Raw genomic sequence first — 21,346 nt, forward strand, 5'->3', positions numbered from 1 at the left:
GGCCTGGTCGACCCCTCCAGCGGTGAACTCCGCGACTCCACCGGGCTTCCGGAGTGGCACCGCCGCCCGGACCACCCCTGCCTCGGACGCCTGCACCGAAATCCCGTGCTCCGCGGCCAGTTCCACGACCGCCACCGCCCCGGCCAGCGAGTGGAAGCCACCCTCGCAGTCCGTCGAGGTCGGCAGTGACGGCGTACCCGGGACCGGGAGGAAGCCGATCTCGCCGGTGCCGCCGGAGGCGCCACGGCGCAGGGAGCCGTCGAGGACCACGGCCGCTCCCGTCCCGTGGCCCAGCCACAGCAGGACGAAGGTGTCCCGGTCCTGGGCCGCCCCGTCGCGCTGCTCGGCCAGCGCCGCGAGATTGGTCTCGTTCTCGACGCTGACGCGGGCCTCGGGCAATCGCTCCTGAAGGGTGGCGACGAGGCGGCGGTGCCACTCCGGAAGCCCGGTGGAGTCGCGGAGTTCACCGCTGGAGGGGTCGACCAGGCCGGGCGCCCCGATCCCGACGGTGTGCAGGCGTTCGGCGCCGGCCTCCTTCGCCACGCGCTCGACCAGCGCGACCGCCTGCTCCAGGGCCGGACCCGTTCCCGTGTCACCGGCGATGGGCACCGACGCCTCGGCCAGCACCCGCCCCACCAGGTCCGCGACGGCGACGGCGACTCCCTCGGTGCGGACGTCGAGGGCGGCCAGGTGCGCCCGGTCGGCGACGATGCCGTAGAGCTTCGCGTTGGGGCCGCGCCGCTGCTCCCCCGCCTCGCCGACGACCGCGATGAGTCCGGCGGCGCCGAGGCGCTCGACGAGGTCGGCGACGGTCGGCCGGGACAGACCGGTCAGTTGCTTCAACTGCCCTGCCGTCAACGGGCCTTCCTGCTGGAGCAGACGCAGGGCGAGCCGGTCGTTGATGGCCCGGGCGGTGCTCGGGGATGCGGGCATGCCGGGATCCTTCCAGATCGGCGGAACCGTTCACCGGGGCCCGCCGGGAGACCCTCTTATTATCAGGCAGGGTTCCTGATAGTTTACGCCCGCACCAGACGTGAGCACGGCCGAGACCTGGAGGGGGACCGCAGAATGGGCAACGTGGTCGACGAGCAGCGCGAGGTGAAGCGGTCCCGGTACGCCGTGGCCGCCGTCTTCGCCGTGCACGGCGCCGTGACCGGCTCGTTCGCGACCCGCGTGCCCTGGATCCAGGACCACGCGGGCGTGAGCGCGGGCCAGTTGGGCATCGCGCTCGCGTTCCCCGCGCTCGGCGCCTCCGTGGCGATGCCGCTCGCCGGCAGCATCAGCCACCGCTTCGGCGCCCGCAACGCGCTGCGCGGACTGATCGCCCTGTGGACGCTGTCCCTGGTCCTGCCGTCCCTCGCCCCCAACCTCCTGACGCTGTGTCTGGCCCTGTTCACGTACGGCGCGACGGCGGGCATGGCGGACGTGGCGATGAACGCCCTCGGTGTCGAGGTGGAGAACCGCCTCGGCCGGTCGATCATGTCGGGGCTGCACGGCATGTGGAGCGCCGGCGCCCTGGTCGGCTCGGCGGCCGGTACGCTCGCCGCGCACCTCGGCTCGGACGCCCGGCTGCACCACGTCCTGGCCGCCGCGGTCCTCACCGTCGTCGGTGTGCTGTCCTGCCAGTGGGTGCTCGACCTGCAGCCCGCCGAGGACGAGGAGCCGCCGCCGCGCTTCGCCCTGCCGCCCCGCTCGGCGCTGCTCATCGGCGCGATCGGGTTCTGCGCGGTGTTCGCGGAGGGCGCGAGCCTGGACTGGTCGGCGGTCTATCTGCGCGAGCAGCTGGAGACCTCGGCCGGTCTCGCGGCGGCGTGCACGACGGGCTTCACGCTCACCATGGCCGTCGCCCGGCTCGCCGGTGACCGGGTCGTGGACCGCTTCGGTGCCGTGCGGACCGTGCGGGCGAGCGGGGTGTTCGCCGTCCTCGGCGGGCTGCTGATCGTCGTCGCGGACCATCCGGCGGTGGCCATGAGCGGCTTCGCGCTGATGGGGCTGGGCATCGCCGTCGTCGTGCCGCTGTGCTTCGCCGCGGCCGGCCGCAGCGGGGCCAACCCGAGCCTGGCCATCGCGGGTGTCGCGACCATCACCTACACCTCGGGCCTGATCGCGCCGAGCGCGATCGGCATGCTGGCGCAGGCGACCAGCCTGATGGTGTCGTTCTGCCTGGTGACGGCGCTGTCCTGCGGTCTGGTGGCGTTCGCGGGGGTGTTGCGCCCCGGTGAGCGGACGAGGGTCGGCCGCCCGGACACGGTGGTCGCCGACCGGCGGCCCTGAGGACACCCGCCCCGGTCATCAGCACCGTGGGCGCACCCCGACAATGGTCCGGACACGCACAGGCACGACGAAAGCGAAACCGCACCATGGATCTCGGCGTCCGCTGGAAACTGCACGGCGACGGACGCACCCCGGCGCCCGGCGCCGTGGTCCGCCCCGACGAGCGGCTCTCCTGGCCCCGTACGGCCGGACTCGGCGCACAGCACGTGGTGGCGATGTTCGGCGCGTCCTTCGTCGCACCCGTCCTGATGGGCCTGGACCCGAACCTCGCGATTATGATGTCGGGCGTCGCCACCATCGTGTTCCTCCTCGCCACCCGCGGCAGCGTGCCCAGCTACCTGGGCTGCTCGCTCTCCTTCGTGGGCGTGGCGGCGGTGATCCGGGCGCAGGGCGGCAGCAGCGCGACCGTCACGGGAGCGGTGTTCGTCGTGGGGGGCGCGCTGTTCCTGGTGGGGCTGGCCGTGCGGCGGTTCGGGGCGCGGATCATCCACGCCACCATGCCGCCGATCGTGACCGGCGCGGTGGTGATGCTGATCGGCTTCAACCTGGCGCCGGTGACGGCCTCGACGTACTGGCCGCAGGACCAGTGGACGGCCCTGCTGGTGATGCTGTTCACCGGTCTGGCCGTCGTCTGCCTGCGGGGCTTCTGGTCCCGGATCGCGATCTTCCTCGGGCTGGTCTTCGGGTACGGCATCTCCTGGGTCTTCGACCTGGTCTTCGGCAAGATCCACTCCGTGGACGCGAGCGGCAGGCTGACCGACCACTGGCGGCTCGACCTCTCCGGCGTGGGCAAGGCCGACTGGATCGGGCTGCCGACCCTGCACGCCCCGTCCTTCGAGTGGTCGGCGATCCTGGTCGCCCTGCCGGTCGTCATCGCGCTGGTCGCGGAGAACGCCGGGCACGTCAAGGCGGTCGGCGAGATGACCGGCGACTCGCTGGACGACAAGCTCGGCACGGCCATCGCGGCCGACGGCGTCGGCTCCATGCTGTCCACCGCCGTCGGCGGCCCGCCCAACACCACCTACTCCGAGAACATCGGCGTGATGGCCGCGACCCGCGTGTACTCGACGGCCGCCTACTGGGCTGCGGCCTGCTTCGCCCTGCTCTTCGGCCTGTGCCCGAAGTTCGGCGCGGTCGTGGCGGCGATCCCGGGCGGGGTGCTCGGCGGCATCACCGTCATCCTGTACGGCATGATCGGCCTGCTGGGCGCGCAGATCTGGATCAACGCCAAGGTGGATCTGCGCAATCCGCTGAACCTGGTCCCGGCCGCGGCGGGCATCATCATCGGCGTCGGCAACGTCTCCCTGAAGTTCTCGGACACCTTCTCGCTGAGCGGCATCGCGCTCGGCACGGTGGTCGTCATCACCGGCTACCACGCCCTGCGGGCCTTCGCCCCGGCCCACTTGAAGACGCAGGCGCCGCTGCTGGACGAGGGCACCTCCTCCTACGACGACGCCAAGTCGTAGGCGTACGACGCCGTGAAGGTCCCCGGCCTGCCCTTGCAGCCGTCCGACTCCCCCGGCAGCTTCACCCACAGGTAGGCGTCGATCCGGGACTCGCCGGTGCTCAGGGTCGGGGTCCGGCCGAGCCTGCGGCCCGAGGGGTCGCACCACTCGCCGTCGGCCGGGGCGCCGTTGCCGTTGCGGCTGGTGTCGATGACGGCGCCGAGGTCCGCCGGGCCGCCGAGCGCGTCGAGGACCCGCCGGTCGTAGGCGACCTCGTCGGCGGTGGTGTGGAAGTTGGAGACGTTGCTGAAGATGCCGTCGGAGGACTCGGGCGAGGCGGCACCGGCCTGCCTGAGCCAGGCCGCCTGCGTGGCGGGCGCGTTCCAGCCGGAGTGCCCCGCGTCGAAGTACACCCGGGCCCGTGGGTTGGCGGACTTCAGGACGCGGCCGGCCCGGGCCAGCGAGGCGAAGCGGTCCGCACGGTCACCGGCGGAGAGGCACTCGGTCTGGGCGACCGAGTCCGGCTCCAGGACGACGATCACCTCACCGGAGCCCAGCCCCGCCGCGAACCGGTCGATCCAGGCGTCGTAGGCGTCCAGGTCGGGCGCCCCGCCCTGGGAGTGGCCGCCGCAGTCCCGGCCGGGGATCGCGTAGGGCACGACGACGGGCACCCGGCCGAGCGCGGCCCCGCCCGAGGTCACGGCGGCGACCCGGGCGGTGACGGTGTCCGGCGCGTAGTCGGCGAACCAGACGGCCGCGGGCTGCTCCGCGATACGGGACGCGATGACCGCGTGCCGGGGGTCGCCGGCGTGGGAGCGGACCCAGTCGATCACCTGGGAGTCGGGGTGGCGGTAGAGCCGTCCGTTCACGGTGGTGGTGCGCTCCCGCTTCGTGTCGGTCCTCGGCGGCGCGGGGCTCTGCGTCCGGCGTGCGGACGGGGACGGGGACGGCGAGGCGGATCCGGCAGTGGCCGGCGCGGACGGCGACGGCACGGCCGGCAGGGGTGCCAGGCGGGGCGACGCCGAGGTCTCGGGCGGCGCGGCCTCGTCCGAGGCCCGCTTGTCGTCGAACGCGGCGAGGACGCCCGCGACCGCTCCGGCCGCCACGACGAGCGAGGCCGCCGCGACCATCGCGCCGCGCCGGGCAACTCGCCTGCGCCCGGCCCTGCGGGCGGCCAGGCGCTGGGCACGCGAGCCTGACACCGTGCTGCTCCCCCTCCCCCTGCGGCGGGCGCTGTTCCCCCGTTTCGGGGAAGCGCCGGGCCCGCCGGTACTCCGGCCAGCCTAGAGCTGCGACTCTGCCCGCATGCCGCGATGCGAACAACTCCCCCCAGCCGTGGACACTCCGGTCGACGCAGTCATCTCCCGTATGCGCGCGCTCGACGCGGCGCTGCACCCGCGGGACGGGGTGGCGGTCTTCAACCGCGTCTACCTCGCGGTGACGGAGGCGGTGGACCGGTGGGTCGACACCGGTCGGTTCGCGGACGCCCATGCGGCGATCACGCTGGACGTACGGTTCGCGCGGCGGTACCTGGCGGCCGTCCAGGCGGTCGCGGACGAGCGGCGCCCGCCGGCGTGCTGGCGGCCGCTGTTCCAGTTCCGCCGCCATCCCGGGGTACGGCCGTTGCAGTTCGCGCTGGCGGGCATCAACGCGCACATCGGGCACGATCTCGCGCTGGCCGTCGTGGACACCTGCCGTACGCTCGGCTGCGCCCCCGTCGATCTGGAGGACGAGTTCGACAGGGTGGGCGATCTCCTCCTGTCGCTGGAGGAGCGCATCCGCGACGATCTGATGCCGGTCCCCGATCTGTTCCGGATCGCCGACCCGCTGACCCATCTGCTCGGCTCCTGGAGCCTGGAGCGCGCCCGGGACGCCGCGTGGACGGCGGCCCGGGCCTTGTGGGCCCTGCGTGAACTGCCCGATGTCGCGGGCGAGTTCACCGAACGCCTGGACACCGCGGTGGGTTTCGCGGGGCGCATGCTGCTGACGCCCCTGACCGAGCCCGGGGTGCCGCTGGTCCCCTAGTCCTCCGGCAGTTCGACCGGCGCGATCTCGTCGTAGACGTCGCCGGGGCCCGGGTTGGTCGCGTCGGTGGCGCCGCCCAGGTGGTGCATGACGCCCCAGACCGCGTTGAGGGCGGTCTGGATCGCGCCCTCGGCCCAGCCGGCCGTCCAGGAGATGTCGTCGCCGGCGAGGAAGATGCCACGCTTGTCCTCGGGCAGCCGGTCCTGCATGAAGTGGGTGAACAGGCGCCGCTGGTAGCGGTAGTGGCCGGGCAGGTTGGCCTTGAACGCGCCCATGAAGTAGGGCTCGTTCTCCCAGGAGACCGTCACCGGGTTGCCGATGATGTGCCCCCGGATGTCGACCTTGGGATAGATCTCGCCGAGCGACTTCAGCATGACCTCCATCCGCTCGTTCGCGGACAGCGGCAGCCACTTCAGGCTGTCGTCGCACCAGGTGTAGGAGAGGCAGATGGTGGCCGGCTTGTCCGGGCCGTCGTCCAGGAGGTAGGTGCCGCGCGTCATCCGGTCGGTGAGCGTCATCGACATGACGTCCCGGCCCGTCTCCTCGTCCTTGTCGAGCCAGAACGGCCGGTCGACCGGGACGAAGAGCTTGGAGCTCTCCATGTAGTGGGTGCGCTCGATCGCCGTCCAGTGGTCGATCGGGAAGAGCGAGTCGTCACAGGCGATCTTCGACAGCAGCATCCAGGACTGGGCGGTGAAGATCGCCGCCCGGAAGGTGCGGATGTCGCCGTCCGCGTCGGTCACCGTGATGCGGTTGCCGGCGGTGCGGTGCAGCCGGGTCACGGCCGGGCGGGGCTCGCCGCCCTCGTGCAGGGTCGCCAGCGAGGTGCCCTGGGCCCAGTGGACGATCTTCTGCGGCTCACGCTCCCACAGGCGCAGCGGGAGCTGCTGGGAGCCGCCGACGATGCCGCGGTGGTGGTCGTCGGCCTCGGTGTAGACGACGCGCAGGATCTCCAGGATGGAGTTGGGGAAGTCGGTGTCCCAGCCGCCCGTGCCGAAGCCGACCTGGCCGAAGATCTCGCGGTGCCGGAAGGACTTGAACGCCTCGGAGTCGCAGAGGAAGCCGTAGAAGGTCTGGTTGTCGAGCTTCTCGACGAGCTTGGACCAGATCTCGCGGATGCGCGGCACGTCCCGCTCGCGCAGGGCGCGGTTCATGTCGGAGAAGTCGGCGCCCTCCTCCAGGCAGCGGCCCCATGCCTCGGCGACGTCACGGTAGACCTGCGGCAGGTCCTCGATCGTCTCGGCGTAGTGCGACTCGCCCTTGAGGTCGACGACGGTCGACGGGGTCGCCTCGGAGAGGGGGTTGGGGAACGGCCGCGTCTCGAGGCCGACGAGGTCGATGTAGTGCTGGAGGGCCGTGGAGGACGGCGGGAAGCGCATCGCGCCCATCTCGGCGGTGAGGGACTCGTCGCACCCGTCGAAGCCCACGGTCCGCAGCCGGCCGCCGATCTGGTCGGCCTCGTACACGACCGGCTTGAGGCCCATCTTCATCAGCTCGTACGCGGCGACGATGCCGGACAGGCCGCCGCCGATGACCGCGACCTCCGCGCCGTGCTCCGTCGCGGGTATCTGCCCGAGACCCGCCGGGTGGGCGAGGAAGTCGTCGTAGGCGTACGGGAAGTCCGGGCCGAACATGGTGATCGGCGGCTGCTGCGCGTCAGCGTGCTCGACGGCGTTGGGCACGGTGGACGTCATGGGGTACGGACTCCTTGCACGGGTACGAACGGGCGTTTCGGGTTCAGGGGGGTCAGACGAGCGGGCCGTACAGGCCGGGCCGCCGGTCCCGCAGATACGGGTTGTTCTCGCGCGACGCGGCGAGGAAGGCCGGGTCGGCGTCGGCGAGCACGAGTTCCTCACCGCGCCCGGCCCGGGTCCGGGCGACGCCGTCGGGGCCGGCCAGCGTGGACAGGCCCACGAACTCGAACTCGCCCTCCCGGCCGACCCGGTTGACGTACGCGACGTACATCTGGTTCTCGAAGGCACGCACCGGGATCATCGACTCGGCGACGAACTGGAACGGGTGCATCTGCGCGGTCGGGACGACCAGCAGGTCGGTGCCGGCCAGGGCGTGCGCGCGGACGTTCTCCGGGAACTCCACGTCGTAGCAGATCAGGATGCCGACCCGCAGGCCGTCGATCTCGGCCTGGACGACCGGCAGGTCGCCCCGCGTGAAGTGGTCGCGCTCGAAGCAGCCGAAGAGGTGGGTCTTGCGGTAGTTCGCGAGCCGGGTGCCGTCGGCGGAGATCAGCTGGGCGGAGTTGAACACCGTGTCGCCGGACCGCTCGGGGTAGCCGTAGGCGATCGCCAGGCCGTGGTGCGTGGCGATCTCGGCGATCGCGTCGGCGCAGTCGCCGTCGGCGGACTCGGCGAGCCGGCCGATGTCGTCGCCGATCGCGTAGCCGGTCAGGAACATCTCCGCCGTGACGAGCAGCCCGGCCCCGGCGGCGGCGGCCCGGCCCGCGGCCTCGTCGAGGACCTTGAGGTTCTCGACGGTCGAGCCGGGGCGGCCGGAGCTCTGGAGCAGGGCGGTGCGCATGCGTGTTCCTCACCGGGCGGAAGGGTGGTTGGAGGGGCCATGTAGACGGTACGGGCGGCTGACCAGGGCGGACAAGAAGGAGCCGTTGCGCGCCGCTGAACGGTTCGTTGCGTGCGCGCGGGGCCGGGCGGCGATTCGTTGCGCGCCTCGGGTCGGACTCCCGCTCCTCCTCGGAGCGCAGCCGCTCACGGCCTCCCCCGCCGCACGGCGGAGGCCGGGTCCCGCCCCGGGCGCGATGTCCCTGCCGGGCCGGGCCGGAAGAGTGAGGGCTGTCCACACGACCTGCGGAAGGACCCGAAATGAAGCGCCGTACGAAGATCGTCGTGCTCGGCTCCGCGCTCCTGCTCACGGCCGGAGCGGCCTCGGCCGCGACCGCGTCGGACGCGCCCAGGGAGCGGGCGACCGCTTCGGACGCGCCCCTGCGGCGGGCGACCGCGTCGGAACCCCGGCAGCGGGAGGCCGCGGCCCTCACCGGCACCGCCAAGCTGTACCGCTCGGCCGGGGACGACATCACGTTCTCGTTCGACGCGCACCTGGCCGCGAAGGACAAGGCCGACCCGTCGAAGGCCACCGGCACCTTCGCGTTCAGCCACTATCTGAACGGCGAGGGCGCCCGGGCCGAGGTGAAGGTCGACTGCCTGCTCACCGGGGGCAAGGTCGCCGTGGTCTCCGGCGTCATCACCGACTCCGACCTGCCGGGCGCCGAGGGCAAGCGGGTCGGCGTCACCGTCCACGACCTCGGACGCCATGACCGGCTCGGCTACAGCTGGGCCTCCACGGGCAGCCCCGTCGACACCGAGGAGCTGCCCACGTGCGTGAGTTCCGCCCCCTTCGAGAAGGTCGCGAAGGGGACGGGCGACTTCAGGGTCGTGCCGTGGCGGCCCGCGCTCTAGCCAGCGCCAGGGCCGTCACCAGGTAGGGGATGGCCAGCACCGCGAAGACGGTGCTGTGCGCCATGTCGGTCCCGAGCAGGGCGTACAGACCGAACGTGGCGACGGTCGCCAGCTCGGTGCCCAGGTTCGCCACCGAGGTGAGCGTGGCCCGGCGGGACTCGTCGATGCGGTGCTGGAGGCGGACGTCGGCGAGCACCTCGGCCAGCTGGAACCCGGCGAAGGCGAGGCTCACCAGGACGACACCGGCCAGGGAGCGGGCCGTGGCTCCCACGGCCAGGGCGAGGGCGGCGCCCCCGAGCAGCAGCGCGAGCCCGGTCGTGCCGAGGCGTTCGGCCGGTCCGGCCAGGAGGCTGCCGAGGGTGACGCCCGCCCAGACCAGCATGACGAGGTAGGGCACGGTGGCCTCGGCGACTCCGAGGTCGCGGATCAGCAGCGGGGTGTACTCGTCGAGTGCGCCCCACACCGCGGCGACGGCCGGGACCAGCAGCAGGGCGCCGCGCACCGCACGGTTCCCGCGGGCCTCGGCGAGTCCGGTGCGCAGGGTGGTCGCCCAGGTGTCGCCGGTGCTCCCCGGCCGCACCCGGTGCTCCGGGAACCGGGTCGCGGTGAGGGCGGTCAGCACACAGGCCAGGAAGCTCGCGGCGCCGACCGCCTCGTAGCCGCCCCGGGCGAAGAAGGGGCCCGCGAGGCCGGTGGCGGCCACGGTGCCCAGCAGGCGCGCGGCCCGGGCCCGGCCCATGACCCGCGCATACCGGTCGGCGGCGCCGAGCCGGTCCAGCTCGTCGTAGACCAGTGCCTCCAGTGCGCCGGAGCCGAGCGCTCCGCCCGCGCCCCACAGGACGAAGCCGGCCGCGAAGGCCGCGTACGACGGGACGGCCACCCACAGCGCGAAGCCGGCGGCGGTCAGCAGCGGGCCGATCCACAGCAGCCTGCGCCGCGACATGGCGTCGGCCCAGGCACCGGAGGGCACTTCGAGCACCACACCGGTGACCGACCACAGGGCGAACAGGGAGGAGATCTGCCAGAGCGACATGCCGGCGTCGGCGAACAGCAGCGCGTACACCGGGTAGAGCAGGACGAAGTCGTCGAGGAACGCGTAGCCGTACAGCGTGCGCGTCAGGCGGCGGACACCGGTGACGGGCGCGCGGGCGGGTGAGAGTGTCATGGGGCCTTCCCGGAAGGACGGATCGGACGCCGGAGGTACGGCGGCCGAGGCGGTCCTCGGGAGGCACGGCTGGTGGATCAATGTCGCCAGGTCATGACACCCAGGCTAGGGGTGTCGCTCGCCGGGGGCCACGGAGTTACGTGGGCGAACCCGACGAGAAGCGCCGCAGCAGCGGCGAGAGCACGAGCACGGACTTGGTGCGCTCGACGAACGGCTCGCCGGCGATCCGCTCCAGGACCCGTTCGAAGTGGCGCATGTCGGAGGCGAAGACCTGGGCGATCGCGTCCGCGTCCCCGGTGACGGTGGACGCGGCCACGACCTCCTGGTAGCGCTCCAGGCCCCGCTGGATGGTCTCCGGGGAGGTGTTCCCGCGGCAGTAGATCTCGACGAACCCCTCGGTCTCCCAGCCGAGGGCGCCCGGGTCCACCCGTACGGTGAAGCCGGTGATGGCTCCGGTGGCCCGCAGCCGGTCCACGCGCCGTTTCACGGCGGGTGCGGACAGGCCGACGAGTTGGCCGATGTCGGCGTAGGAGCGGCGGGCGTCCTCGGCGAGGGCGTGCACGATGCGTTCGTCGAGATCGTTCAGCACAGTGGGTTGATCACTTTTCGGATGGCGCGAGTCGGGAACGGCGGTAGCCGTACCCGAAGTAGAACACGAGACCGGCGGCCATCCAGACACCGAAGACCACCCAGGTCACGGTGGACAGGCTGCCCATCATCCACACACAGAAGGCGAAGCCCAGCGCGGGCAGGACCGGCGAGAGCGGCACCCGGAAGGTGCGGGGCATGTCCGGCTTGGTGCGGCGCAGCACCACGACGGCCACGTTGACGAGGGCGAAGGCGAACAGGGTGCCGATGCTGGTGGCGTCGGCGAGCTGCCCGAGCGGGATCGCGGCGGCCAGGACCCCGCAGAACAGGGAGACGATCAGGGTGTTGGCGCGGGGGGCGCCGGTCTTCGGGTGGACCTTGGCGAACACCTTCGGCACCAGCCCGTCGCGGGACATGGCGAACAGGATGCGGGTCTGGCCGTACAGCACGGTCAGCACCACGCTGGCGATGGCGATGACGGCGCAGAAGGCCAGCAGCGTGCCCCAGAACGTCTGCCCGGTGACCTCGCGCATGATCTGGGCGAGGGCGGCCTCGGAGTCGGTGAAGCCCTTCCAGGGCTTGGCGCCGACCGCGACGGCCGCGACGAGGACGTACAGCGCGGTGACGATGACCAGCGACAGCATGATCGCGCGGGGCAGGTCGCGCTGGGCGTTCTTGGCCTCCTCGCCGGCGGTGGAGGCGGCGTCGAAGCCGATGTAGGAGAAGAACAGCGTGGCGCCGGCCGCGCTGACTCCGGCCATGCCGAGCGGCATGAAGTTCTCGTAGTTGCCGGAGCGGAAGCCCTGGACGCCGATGGCGCAGAACATCACCAGCGCGGCGATCTTCACGACGACCATGACGGTGTTGGCACGGGCGGACTCGCGGGCGCCGCCCAGCAGGAACGCCATCGCGAGCAGGACGACGATCAGCGCCGGGAGGTTGAACACGCCGCCGTCGCCGGGCGGGGCGGAGAGCGCGGCCGGGATGGTGACGCCGATGGTCCCGTCGAGCAGCTCGTTGAGGTACTCGCCCCAGCCGACCGCGACGGCGGCGACCGACACGCCGTACTCCAGGACCAGGCACCAGCCGCATATCCAGGCGATCAGCTCGCCCATCGTTGCGTACGCATACGAGTAGGAGGAGCCGGCGACCGGGATGCTGCCGGCCAGTTCGGCGTAGGACAGGGCCGAGAACAGGGCGGTGAGGCCGGCGATGACGAAGGAGAGCGTGACGGCCGGGCCCGCCTTGGGGACGGCCTCGCCGAGGACGACGAAGATGCCGGTGCCGAGGGTGGCACCGATGCTGATCATGGTGAGCTGCCACAGCCCGAGGGTGCGGCGCAGCGAGCCTCCCTCGCCCTGCCCACCCTCCGCGACCAGGCGTTCCACGGGCTTGCGGCGCATGAGACGCGCGCCGATGCCGGGGGGCGCGGGGGCGGCTGTCTGGCCTGGGTTCTGCGGGGGTGCGCCTTGGTCGAGCACGCGCTGGCTCCTTATCGCTGCCGGTCAGGGCGGCAGGGACCGCGGGTGCCCTTGAGCAGGGACCCACCGAGCGGAGTCCCCGCCACGCCACGTACGAGGCGACAGCCTATGAGCAACGGCGTTGCTGTCGAAATGCAGCAACCTTGCGCGTACCTGCAAGATCATTGCGTTCCCCGGGGCTGCGCGGGTGTTCGTTGCGGGACGGCTGTCGAGTGTTGCAGCGGCGCTTCTCGGAGGCCCCCGACGACGCAACGAAACGGCCCCCGCACGTCCCGCGGGGCGGGTCGGCGGGGGCCGTTCGGCGAAGCGTCGCGGGTGTCAGCTCCAGCTGGCGTGCAGGGGCTTGCCCTCCGCGTAACCGGCGGCGCTCTGGATGCCGACGACGGCCTTCTCGGCGAACTCCTGCAGGGAGCCCGCGCCGGCGTAGGTGCAGGAGGAGCGGACGCCCGCGATGATCGAGTCGATCAGGTCCTCGACGCCCGGGCGGGCCGGATCGAGGAACATGCGGGAGGTGGAGATGCCCTCCTCGAACAGCGCCTTGCGGGCGCGGTCGTACGCCGACTCCTCCGAGGTGCGGTTGCGCACGGCCCGGGCGGACGCCATGCCGAAGGACTCCTTGTAGGCGCGGCCCTGGGCGTCGTGCTGGAGGTCGCCCGGGGACTCGTAGGTGCCCGCGAACCAGGAGCCGACCATCACGTTGGAGGCACCGGCCGCGAGGGCCATGGCGACGTCGCGCGGGTGGCGGACACCGCCGTCGGCCCAGACGTGCTTGCCGTACTTCGCGGCCTCGGCGGCGCATTCCAGGACGGCGGAGAACTGCGGCCGGCCGACGCCGGTCATCATGCGCGTGGTGCACATGGCGCCGGGGCCGACACCGACCTTGACGATGTCCGCACCGGCCTCGATGAGGTCGCGCACACCCGCGGCGGCGACCACGTTGCCCGCGACGATCGGCACCTGCGGGTCGAGGTCGCGCACCAGCTTCAGGGCGCTGATCATCGACTCCTGGTGGCCGTGGGCCGTGTCGATGACGAGCGCGTCGACACCCGCGTCCAGCAGCTGCCGGGCCTTGCCCACGACATCGCCGTTGATGCCGACGGCGGCGGCGATGCGCAGCCGGCCCCGGGCGTCGGTGGCCGGCTGGTAGAGCGTGGCGCGCAGGGCGCCCTTGCGGGTCAGGATGCCGGCGAGCGTGCCGTCCTCGTTGACCGCGGGGGCATAGCGGCGGTTGGCGTGGTCGAGGGTGTTGAAGGCCTCGCCCGGGTCCATGTCCGCCTCGATGAGCAGCAGGTCCCGGGACATGACCTCGGCGAGCTGCGTGAAGCGGTCCACGCCGGACAGGTCGGCGTCGGTGACCACGCCGACCGGCTTGTGGTTCTCGTCGACGACGACACCGGCGTCGTGCGCGCGCTTGGGCAGCAGGGACAGCGCGTCCGCGACCGTCTGGTGCGGGGACAGGATGATCGGGGTGTCCAGCACCAGGTGCCGGCTCTTCACCCACGAGACGACGTCGGTGACCACGTCGTTCGGGATGTCCTGCGGGATCACCACGAGGCCACCGCGGCGGGCCACGGTCTCGGCCATGCGGCGGCCGGCGATGGCGGTCATGTTGGCGACGACGAGCGGGATGGTGGTGCCCGTGCCGTCCGGGGAGCTGAGGTCGACGGCCTGCCGCGAACCCACCGAAGAGCGGCTCGGCACCATGAAGACGTCGTCGTACGTCAGGTCGTACCCGGGCTGGATGTCATTGAGGAAACGCACGTGCTGCACATCCCAGTCGATCAGAGGTGACCCCCCGACCGGCCGGCCAGGGGGAAAGAGCACGTACTTCATTCTCCCATGCCACCCGCCCGAACCACCCCCAGCGGATCATCCAAGCTGGTCAGGGGGCCTCTCGGAGGATTCTCCAAGGCCGAGGGTCACGAACAGCCCCGGACCCCGGTCCGTCGCCTCGGCGAAGATCTCCTCGGCGACCTGCCACTCGTCGGGCCGCGTCTCGGCGTACCTGCGCCAACCGCGGACGACGACCAGCAGCCCCCGCTCCCCGGCCTCCTCGGGCCAGAGGGCGGGGTCGGCCAGACAGTCGGCCAGCGCGTCCCAGTTGCGGCCGAACCAGTCGGGCAGGGCCAGGTCACGGGCGCAGCGGTCCATGAGGCCCGCCTTGTCCGTGACCCCGTCCAGGTCCAGGACGACCACGACCCGGCCCGCCGGGTCGTCGGTCACCCCGCGCGGCTCCCCGGCCACCGTCAGACCCCGTCCGGGTCGGACCGGTTGAGCGCGGACTTCGGCGCCGGGCCGGCCGTCATCAGGTAGTCCGCGGCCGACGTGTCCGTCACCAGGCTGGTGACGAGCCCGGAACGCAGCACCGCGTCGATCGCGGGCCCCTTGCGCTGCCCGCCCGCGATCGCCACGACCTCGGGGATCCGGCGGAGCTGGTCGGCCTTCACGGTGATGCACCGCTCGCCGAGGTCCCGGCCGACCCGGCGGCCGTCGGCGTCGAAGAGGTGCGCGGACATCTCGGCGGCGACACCGAGCGAGGCGTAGTGCGCGCGCTCCTCGTCGCTGAGCATGTCGTGCACCGTGGAGATGCCCGGCTCCCAGGAGCCGATGGAGACACAGGCGACCGTGACCTTGTCGAAGTGCTCGAAGGCCCGGGCGATCCCGGTCTGGTTGCGCAGCGCCGTGGCCGTGGCCGCGTCGGGCAGCAGCATCGGCGCGTAGATGGGGTGGGCGTCGCCGCCGGACACCTGGGCGGCGCGGCGCACGGCCTCGACGGAGCCGCGCTCGGCGGTCCCGGCGTCGTACACGCCCGTCAGCTGCACCACCGTGCACGGGGGCAGCCGGTCGAGCGCCGCCGCCATGTGGATGGTGGAGCGGCCCCAGGCCAGGCCCAGCACATCACCTTCGTCGACCAGTTCGCCGAGCAGGTCGGCGGCCACCTCTCCCAGGTTCTCGGGGTCGGGCGTCTCCTCGGCCTCGGCCGGAGACTCGACCACGACGGCGTGCCTGAGGCCGTAGCGGGCGCGGAGCGCGTCCGAGCGCTCGGCGTCCAGCTCGGCAGGCACACGGATCTCGATACGTACGAGATCCCGCTCGAGGGCGGTCTCCAGGACCCGGGCCACCTTGAAGCGGCTGACGCCGAACTCCTCCGCGATCTGGATCTTGGACTTGCCCTCGAGGTAGAAGCGGCGGGCCATGGCCGCCGCCTGCACCAGCTCAGCGGGTCCCATCCGCATGGCTGACCGGCCCGCCGACATACCCGACACGGCGATCTCCTCACTGCTGTTCACACTCTGGATTCGCCGTTCATCCTTGCAGATGTGGCGCGGTTGATCAGCCCTGATGAGAGCCGTTCACTTTGCTGTGGCTCAGTGGTCGCAGGCCCAGGAGGCCTTCGCCGTGGCCGCCTCGGCCTGGGTGCGTAGTGCACGTACCGCCTGGGCCGGGTCGTTTGCCCCGTAGACCGCCGATCCGGCCACGAAGACGTCGGCTCCGGCCTCGGCGCACCGCTCGATCGTTGAAGCGGAAACTCCGCCGTCGACCTGGAGCCAGAGCTCCAGTCCGTGCTTGCTGATCAACTCGCGGGTGCGGCGAATCTTCGGAAGCATGATGTCGAGGAAGGCCTGTCCCCCGAAGCCCGGTTCGACCGTCATGATCAGCAGCATGTCGAGCTCGGGGAGCAGGTCCTCGTACGGCTCGATGGGCGTGGCGGGCTTCAGCGCCATGGAGGCGCGGGCGCCCTTGGCGCGGATCTCCCGGGCGAGCCGGACCGGGGCGGCGGCGGCCTCGACATGGAAGGTGACGGAACCGGCCCCCGCTTCCACGTACTGGGGCGCCCACCGATCGGGGGCCTCGATCATCAGATGGCAGTCCAGCGGGGTGTCCGTCGCACGGGCCAGCGACTCTACGACCGGCACGCCGAGCGTGAGGTTCGGGACGAAATGGTTGTCCATGACGTCGACGTGGAGCCAGTCGGCTCCTTCCACGGCCTTCGCCTCGTCCGCGAGGCGGGCGAAGTCTGCGGACAGGATGCTGGGGTTGATCTGCGCGGCCATGTCCTAAGACTGCCATGCCCTTCGGGGCTTGTGAGCATCGGACCCAGCTGGTCTGTTGGCTGCGGGACTCACGTGGCTTGCCGCGCCCACGCGGCGGAGCCGCACATGTCACAGCCCGGCGCCCCTCACCGGGCGTCTTCGTGGAGGGGGATGACATGAAGCAGGGCGTCGCGCACCTCGTCTGCGGGCGGCGGGCCAAGTGGCTCGTGCTGGTCTTCTGGGTGGTCGTGCTGGTCGTCGCCGCGCCGCTCGCCATGAAGCTCACCGACGCTCAGGACAACGACGCCGCGTCCTGGCTGCCCGGGTCCGCCGAGTCGACGCAGGTCCTGCAGATCTCCGAGGACTTCCGGCCGGAGCAGATCCCGGCGGTGGTGATCTACGCGCGCGAGAGCGGCCTGACGGCCCAGGACCGGGCGGTGATCGCCGAGGACGTGCGGCAGCTGAAGCAGCTGAGCGACCACGGCATCATCGGGGAGCAGACGCGGGGGCCGGTGTTCGACCGGCAGGTCGACCCGCGGGCGGCGCAGGTCTTCGTACCGATCCTGATGGACGAGGAGGGCTGGGAGCGGATCTCGCCCGCCGTGGACTCGATCCGGGACGACGTCGGCACGGGCAGCGACGGGATGACCGTGCACATCACGGGCCCGGGCGGCACGTCCGCGGACTTCGCGGAGGCCTTCGAGGGCATCGACTCGACCCTGCTGTTCGCGGCGATGGCGGTCGTCATCGTCATGCTGCTCATCACCTACCGCAGCCTGACGCTCCTGGTGGTCCCCCTGGTCGCGGTGGTCTGCGCCCTGTTCACCGCGCAGGCGCTGATCTACCTGCTGGCCGAGCACGGCGGCCTGACGGTCAACGGCCAGAGCGCCGGCATCCTCACGGTGCTGGTCTTCGGAGCCGGGACGGACTACGCCCTGCTGCTGGTGGCCCGCTACCGGGAGGAACTGCGCCGGCACGAGGACCGGCACGAGGCGATGGCCCTGGCCCTGCACCGCGCGGGCCCGGCGGTGATCGCCTCCGGCGCCACGGTCGTGCTGAGCATGCTGGTGCTGCTGGCCGCCGAGATGAACTCCACGAGCGGCCTGGGCCCCGTGGCGGCGATCGGTGTCGCGGTGGCGCTGGTGGCGATGATGACCCTGTTCCCCGCCCTGCTGGTGATCTTCGGCCGCTGGATCTTCTGGCCGGTCGTCCCGCACTACGGCAGTCCCGACCCGACCGAACGCGGCGTCTGGGCCCGCACAGGCCGCCGGATCGCCCGCCGCCCGCGGATGATCTGGGCCGTGACGGCACTCGCGCTGGCGGTCTGCTCGCTGGGCCTGATCCAGCTGCGCGCGGAGGGCATCGGCAACGCGGACGCCTTCACCGGGAAGCCGGACTCGATCACCGGGCAGGAGGTCTCGGCGCGCTACTTCCCGGCGGGCAGCGGCGACCCCCTGGTCATCGTCAGCAACCAGGCGCAGGCCGTGCAGGTGGGGCGCGCGGTGGCCGGGACACCGGGCGTGGTCCCCCAGTCCCTCGGTCTGCCACCCGGCACCAGACCGGCCTTCGAGGGCAAGGTCCTCTTCGAGGCCACCATGACCGCCCCGGCGGACAGCGAGGCCGCCAAACAGACGGTCGAGCGGGTGCGGGACGCCGTGCACGCGGTGCGGAACGCCGACGCCAGGGTCGGCGGCGGTACGGCGGCCCTGCTGGACATGGACAAGGCGACCACGCACGACAACATGCTGATCATCCCGCTGGTGCTGGTGGTCGTCCTGCTGATCCTGTGCGGCCTGCTGCGCGCCCTGATCGCCCCGCTGCTGCTGATCGGGACGGTGATCCTGTCGTTCACGGCGGCCCTCGGCATCAGCGCGCTCGCTTTCCGGTACGTCTTCGACTACGCGGGCGAGTCGACCGACTTCCCGCTGTTCGTCTTCGTGTTCCTGGTCGCCCTGGGCATCGACTACAACATCTTCCTGACCACCCGCATCCGCGAGGAGGCGGCCCGCCAGGGCACCAGACCGGGCGTGGTCACGGGCCTCGCGGCCACCGGGGCGGTCATCACCTCCGCCGGTCTGGTACTGGCCGGCACGTTCGCCGCCCTCGGCACCCTGCCGATGGTCGGCTTCGCCGAGATCGGCTTCACGGTGGCCCTCGGCGTCCTCATCGACACGTTCATCGTGCGCTCGGTCCTCGTGACCGCTCTGTTCCTCGACGTGGGGCCCAAGGTGTGGTGGCCGCACCGGCTGGCGCGGGAGGACGGCGGTACGGCTCGGGAGAGCGTCGGGGCGGGGGTCAGCCGGTCCGGCGAATGAGCGCCAGGTACATCGCGTCGGTCCCGTGCAGATGCGGCCACAGCTGCACGTCGGGCCCGTCGCCCAGGTCCGGTACGCCGGGCAGCAGCGGCCGGGCGTCCACAAGCTCCGTGTCCGGGTGCTGCTTGAGCACGTCGGCGACGACGGCCCGGGTCTCGGCGAGGTGCGGCGAGCAGGTCGCGTAGCCCACGATCCCGCCGACTCGCACGGACTCCAGGGCGGTGCGCAGCAGGCCCCGCTGCAGCGGCGCGAAGCCCTCGAGGTCCTGCGGGCGGCGCCGCCAGCGGGCCTCGGGGCGGCGGCGCAGCGCTCCGAGGCCGGTGCACGGCACGTCGACCAGCACCCGGTCGAAGCTGCCGGGCCGCCACGCCGGACGCGTCCCGTCCGCGGCGATCACCTGGTACGGCCCCGGGTTGCCGTCCAGCGCCTTCGCGACGAGGCCCGCGCGATGGGTCTGCTTCTCGGAGGCGACGAGCAGGGCCCCTCGCTCCGCGGCGAGCGCACCGAGCAGCGCGGCCTTCCCGCCCGGGCCCGCGCACCCGTCCAGCCAGCGCCGGTCGGGTCCGTCCAGGGGCGCGTTGGCCAGGGCGATCGCGACGAGCTGGCTGCCCTCGTCCTGCACGCCCGCGCGCCCGTCCCGCACGGCCGCGATGGCGCCCGGCTCCCCGCCCTCGGTCAGCCGCACGGCATAGGGCGACCAGCGCCCCTGTACGGCGGCGTCCTCGTCGAGCAGCTCCTCCGGGGTGGCCCGCCCGGGACGTGCCACCAAGGTCACCTCGGGCCGTTCGTTGTCGGCGCGGAGCAACTCCTCCACGCCGCCCCGCCCGCCGCCGAGGGAGTCCCACAGCGCGGACACGACCCAGCGCGGGTGCGAGTGCACGACGGCGAGATGGTCCTCGGGATCTTCGTCGTAGGGCGGTGCGACCCGCTCCAGCCAGCCGTCGAGATCGTCCTGCGCGACCTTGCGCAGTACCGCGTTGACGAACTTGGCCCGCCCGTCGCCGAGCACGACCCGCGCGAGCTCGACGGTGGCGGACACGGCCGCGTGCGTCGGGATCCGCGTGCCGAGCAGCTGATGCGCGCCGAGGCTCAGCACGTCCAGCACCGGCGGGTCGACCTCGCCGAGCGGCCGGTCCACACACGACGCCAGAATCGCGTCGTACGTCCCCTGCCGCCGCAGCGTCCCGTACACCAGCTCGGTGGCCAGTGCCGCGTCCCGGGCGTCGAAGTCGTCCTTCTCGCGCGCCTTGCGCAACAGGGGCGGCAGAACGAGGTTGGCGTAGGCGTCCCGCTCGTCCACGGCCCTCAGCGCCTCGAAGGCGAGGATGCGGACGGGGTCCTTCTTGGGCCGGCGGTAGGGCTTGCCTGACGTGCGGGCTCGACGGGGCTGTTCGCTCACGAAAAAGGTGCTCCGGGGGTGAGATGAAGTGCGCCGTCAAGCCTACGCCGCCGGGAGCCGAGTATCGGACCGAGTCGCCATCCCCACCCGGCGTCAGCCGCCGAGCCGCTCGCCCTCGGCGATCCGGACTCCGCGCGCCCAGTCCGCCGCCCGCATCGGCTTCTTGCCCTGGGCCTGCACCCACAGCAGCTCGACCCCGTACGAGCCGGTGCCGACGTGGACGGTGTTCTTCCCGGCGGCGATCTGCCCGGGGGCGAGGTCCGTCCGGTCGGGCACGGGGGCGACCTGGATGAGCTTCAGGCGCTCGCCCCGGAAGGTGGTCCAGGCGCCGGGGGCCGGGGTGCAGCCCCGCACCATCCGGTCGACGCGCAGCGCGGGCGCGCCGAAGTCGAGGTGCGCGTCCTCGACGTTGACCTTCGGGGCGAGACTGATCCCGTCGGCCGGCTGCGGCACGGCCTTCAGCGTGCCGTCCTCGATCCCGTCCATGGTCGCCACGAGCAGCCCGGCACCGGCGAACGCCAGCCGCGTCAGCAGGTCCCCGCTGGTGTCGGTGGCCCGGATCTCCTCGGTGACCGTCCCGTACACCGGCCCCGAGTCGAGCCCCTCCTCGATCAGGAACGTCGACGCACCGGTGATCTCGTCCCCGGCCATGATGGCGTGCTGCACGGGCGCGGCACCGCGCCAGGCCGGCAGCAGGGAGAAGTGCAGATTGACCCAGCCCTGCGCGGGGATGTCGAGGGCGACCCGGGGCAGCAGCGCCCCGTAGGCGACGACGGGGCAGCAGTCCGGCCCGATCTCCCGCAGCCGCTCCAGGAACTCGGGGTCCTTCGGCTTCGCGGGCTTCAGCACCTCGATCCCGGCCTCCTCCGCCCGCTGGGCCACGGGCGACGCGACGAGCCTGCGTCCGCGCCCGGCCGGCGCGTCGGGCCGCGTGACAACGGCGGCCACCTCGTGCCGCCCGGAGGCGAGCAGAGCGTCCAGAGCGGGAACGGCGACCTCGGGTGTACCGGCGAAGACGAGCTTCATGGGGTGGTGGCGGCCTCTCGGGCGGGGGTCGATGACGGGCAACGCCCAAGTCTATGAGCCGGGAACGGAAAGCCGCCGACGGCGCCCGGCCCCCACGGGAGACCCGGGCCTGCCGGCTGACAGTCACGGGCGGTGCTCGGGCGGGAGCCATGGGCCGACGGCTGAA

The 21,346-nt window shown here is 72.4% G+C and carries 18 protein-coding genes; 5 read left to right on the top strand and 13 right to left on the bottom strand.

Translation table 11 applies throughout. The features are described from left to right. The coding region (locus K4G64_RS15500) for an ROK family transcriptional regulator (RefSeq protein WP_221756626.1) at positions 1–933 on the bottom strand (933 nt) is incomplete at its 3' end. 135 nt (positions 934–1,068) lie between these two features. Here K4G64_RS15500 and K4G64_RS15505 point away from each other — a divergent pair. Next, positions 1,069–2,274 (top strand): MFS transporter, encoded by a 1,206-nt coding sequence (locus K4G64_RS15505; protein WP_221756627.1) that lies wholly within the window; start codon positions 1,069–1,071, stop codon positions 2,272–2,274. Positions 2,275–2,360: 86 nt separating this feature from the next. Further along, a complete protein-coding gene (locus K4G64_RS15510) occupies positions 2,361–3,740 on the top strand; it encodes a uracil-xanthine permease family protein (RefSeq protein ID WP_221756628.1) in 1,380 nt (459 codons plus the stop codon). Here K4G64_RS15510 and K4G64_RS15515 read toward each other — a convergent pair. Beyond that, on the bottom strand, positions 3,719–4,849 hold the full coding sequence (locus tag K4G64_RS15515) for a glycoside hydrolase family 6 protein (RefSeq protein WP_221756654.1): 1,131 nt from the start codon (positions 4,847–4,849) through the stop codon (positions 3,719–3,721). The genes K4G64_RS15510 and K4G64_RS15515 overlap by 22 nt on opposite strands. 175 nt (positions 4,850–5,024) lie before the next feature. On the opposite strand from K4G64_RS15515, the gene K4G64_RS15520 reads away from it, so the two are divergent. Beyond that, complete coding sequence (locus K4G64_RS15520) at positions 5,025–5,744, top strand: DUF5995 family protein (RefSeq protein WP_221756629.1); 720 nt, start codon at positions 5,025–5,027, stop codon at positions 5,742–5,744. Here the strand turns inward: K4G64_RS15520 and K4G64_RS15525 are convergent. Continuing rightward, the gene (locus K4G64_RS15525) at positions 5,741–7,438 is read right to left on the bottom strand and encodes an NAD(P)/FAD-dependent oxidoreductase (RefSeq protein WP_221756630.1); all 1,698 of its coding nucleotides are present in this window, start codon (positions 7,436–7,438) and stop codon (positions 5,741–5,743) included. The genes K4G64_RS15520 and K4G64_RS15525 overlap by 4 nt on opposite strands. Positions 7,439–7,490: 52 nt before the next feature. Next, positions 7,491–8,279: a carbon-nitrogen hydrolase family protein gene (locus K4G64_RS15530; RefSeq protein ID WP_221756631.1), complete on the bottom strand. Its 789-nt coding sequence runs from the start codon at positions 8,277–8,279 to the stop codon at positions 7,491–7,493. A gap of 299 nt (positions 8,280–8,578) precedes the next feature. Here K4G64_RS15530 and K4G64_RS15535 point away from each other — a divergent pair, with 299 nt between their 5' ends. After that, positions 8,579–9,172, top strand: a complete 594-nt coding sequence (locus K4G64_RS15535) for a Repetin (protein ID WP_221756632.1) — start codon at positions 8,579–8,581, stop codon at positions 9,170–9,172. Here K4G64_RS15535 and K4G64_RS15540 read toward each other — a convergent pair. The 7 genes from K4G64_RS15540 to rpe form a co-directional block, all read right to left on the bottom strand. After that, entirely contained in the window at positions 9,141–10,337 is a 1,197-nt protein-coding gene (locus K4G64_RS15540) for an MFS transporter (RefSeq protein ID WP_221756633.1), read from the bottom strand. The genes K4G64_RS15535 and K4G64_RS15540 overlap by 32 nt on opposite strands. A gap of 136 nt (positions 10,338–10,473) precedes the next feature. After that, a complete protein-coding gene (locus K4G64_RS15545) occupies positions 10,474–10,926 on the bottom strand; it encodes an Lrp/AsnC family transcriptional regulator (protein WP_053668336.1) in 453 nt (150 codons plus the stop codon). 10 nt (positions 10,927–10,936) lie between these two features. Further along, complete coding sequence (locus K4G64_RS15550; RefSeq protein WP_221756634.1) at positions 10,937–12,406, bottom strand: amino acid permease; 1,470 nt, start codon at positions 12,404–12,406, stop codon at positions 10,937–10,939. 318 nt (positions 12,407–12,724) lie between these two features. Then, complete coding sequence (locus tag K4G64_RS15555; protein WP_221756635.1) at positions 12,725–14,167, bottom strand: GuaB1 family IMP dehydrogenase-related protein; 1,443 nt, start codon at positions 14,165–14,167, stop codon at positions 12,725–12,727. A 108-nt stretch (positions 14,168–14,275) separates the two neighbouring features. After that, positions 14,276–14,629, bottom strand: coding sequence for a barstar family protein (locus tag K4G64_RS15560; RefSeq protein ID WP_221756636.1), 354 nt, complete (start codon positions 14,627–14,629; stop codon positions 14,276–14,278). Between the two features lie 23 nt (positions 14,630–14,652). Beyond that, entirely contained in the window at positions 14,653–15,696 is a 1,044-nt protein-coding gene (locus tag K4G64_RS15565; RefSeq protein ID WP_184913606.1) for a sugar-binding transcriptional regulator, read from the bottom strand. 78 nt (positions 15,697–15,774) lie between these two features. Continuing rightward, entirely contained in the window at positions 15,775–16,461 is a 687-nt protein-coding gene (gene rpe / locus K4G64_RS15570) for a ribulose-phosphate 3-epimerase (RefSeq protein WP_221756637.1), read from the bottom strand. Positions 16,462–16,616: 155 nt separating this feature from the next. On the opposite strand from rpe, the gene K4G64_RS15575 reads away from it, so the two are divergent. Continuing rightward, positions 16,617–18,755 (top strand): MMPL family transporter, encoded by a 2,139-nt coding sequence (locus tag K4G64_RS15575; protein WP_221756638.1) that lies wholly within the window; start codon positions 16,617–16,619, stop codon positions 18,753–18,755. Here K4G64_RS15575 and K4G64_RS15580 read toward each other — a convergent pair. Together K4G64_RS15580 and fmt are read right to left on the bottom strand one after the other, a co-directional pair. Continuing rightward, the gene (locus K4G64_RS15580) at positions 18,736–20,154 is read right to left on the bottom strand and encodes an RsmB/NOP family class I SAM-dependent RNA methyltransferase (protein ID WP_221756639.1); all 1,419 of its coding nucleotides are present in this window, start codon (positions 20,152–20,154) and stop codon (positions 18,736–18,738) included. The two genes, K4G64_RS15575 and K4G64_RS15580, sit on opposite strands and share 20 nt — an antisense overlap. 93 nt (positions 20,155–20,247) lie before the next feature. After that, the gene (fmt, locus tag K4G64_RS15585; RefSeq protein ID WP_221756655.1) at positions 20,248–21,180 is read right to left on the bottom strand and encodes a methionyl-tRNA formyltransferase; all 933 of its coding nucleotides are present in this window, start codon (positions 21,178–21,180) and stop codon (positions 20,248–20,250) included. Between the last annotated feature and the right edge of the window lie 166 nt (positions 21,181–21,346).

This window comes from Streptomyces sp. WAC04114, assembly GCF_019733245.1.
Taxonomy (GTDB): Bacteria; Actinomycetota; Actinomycetes; order Streptomycetales; family Streptomycetaceae; genus Streptomyces; species Streptomyces massasporeus_A.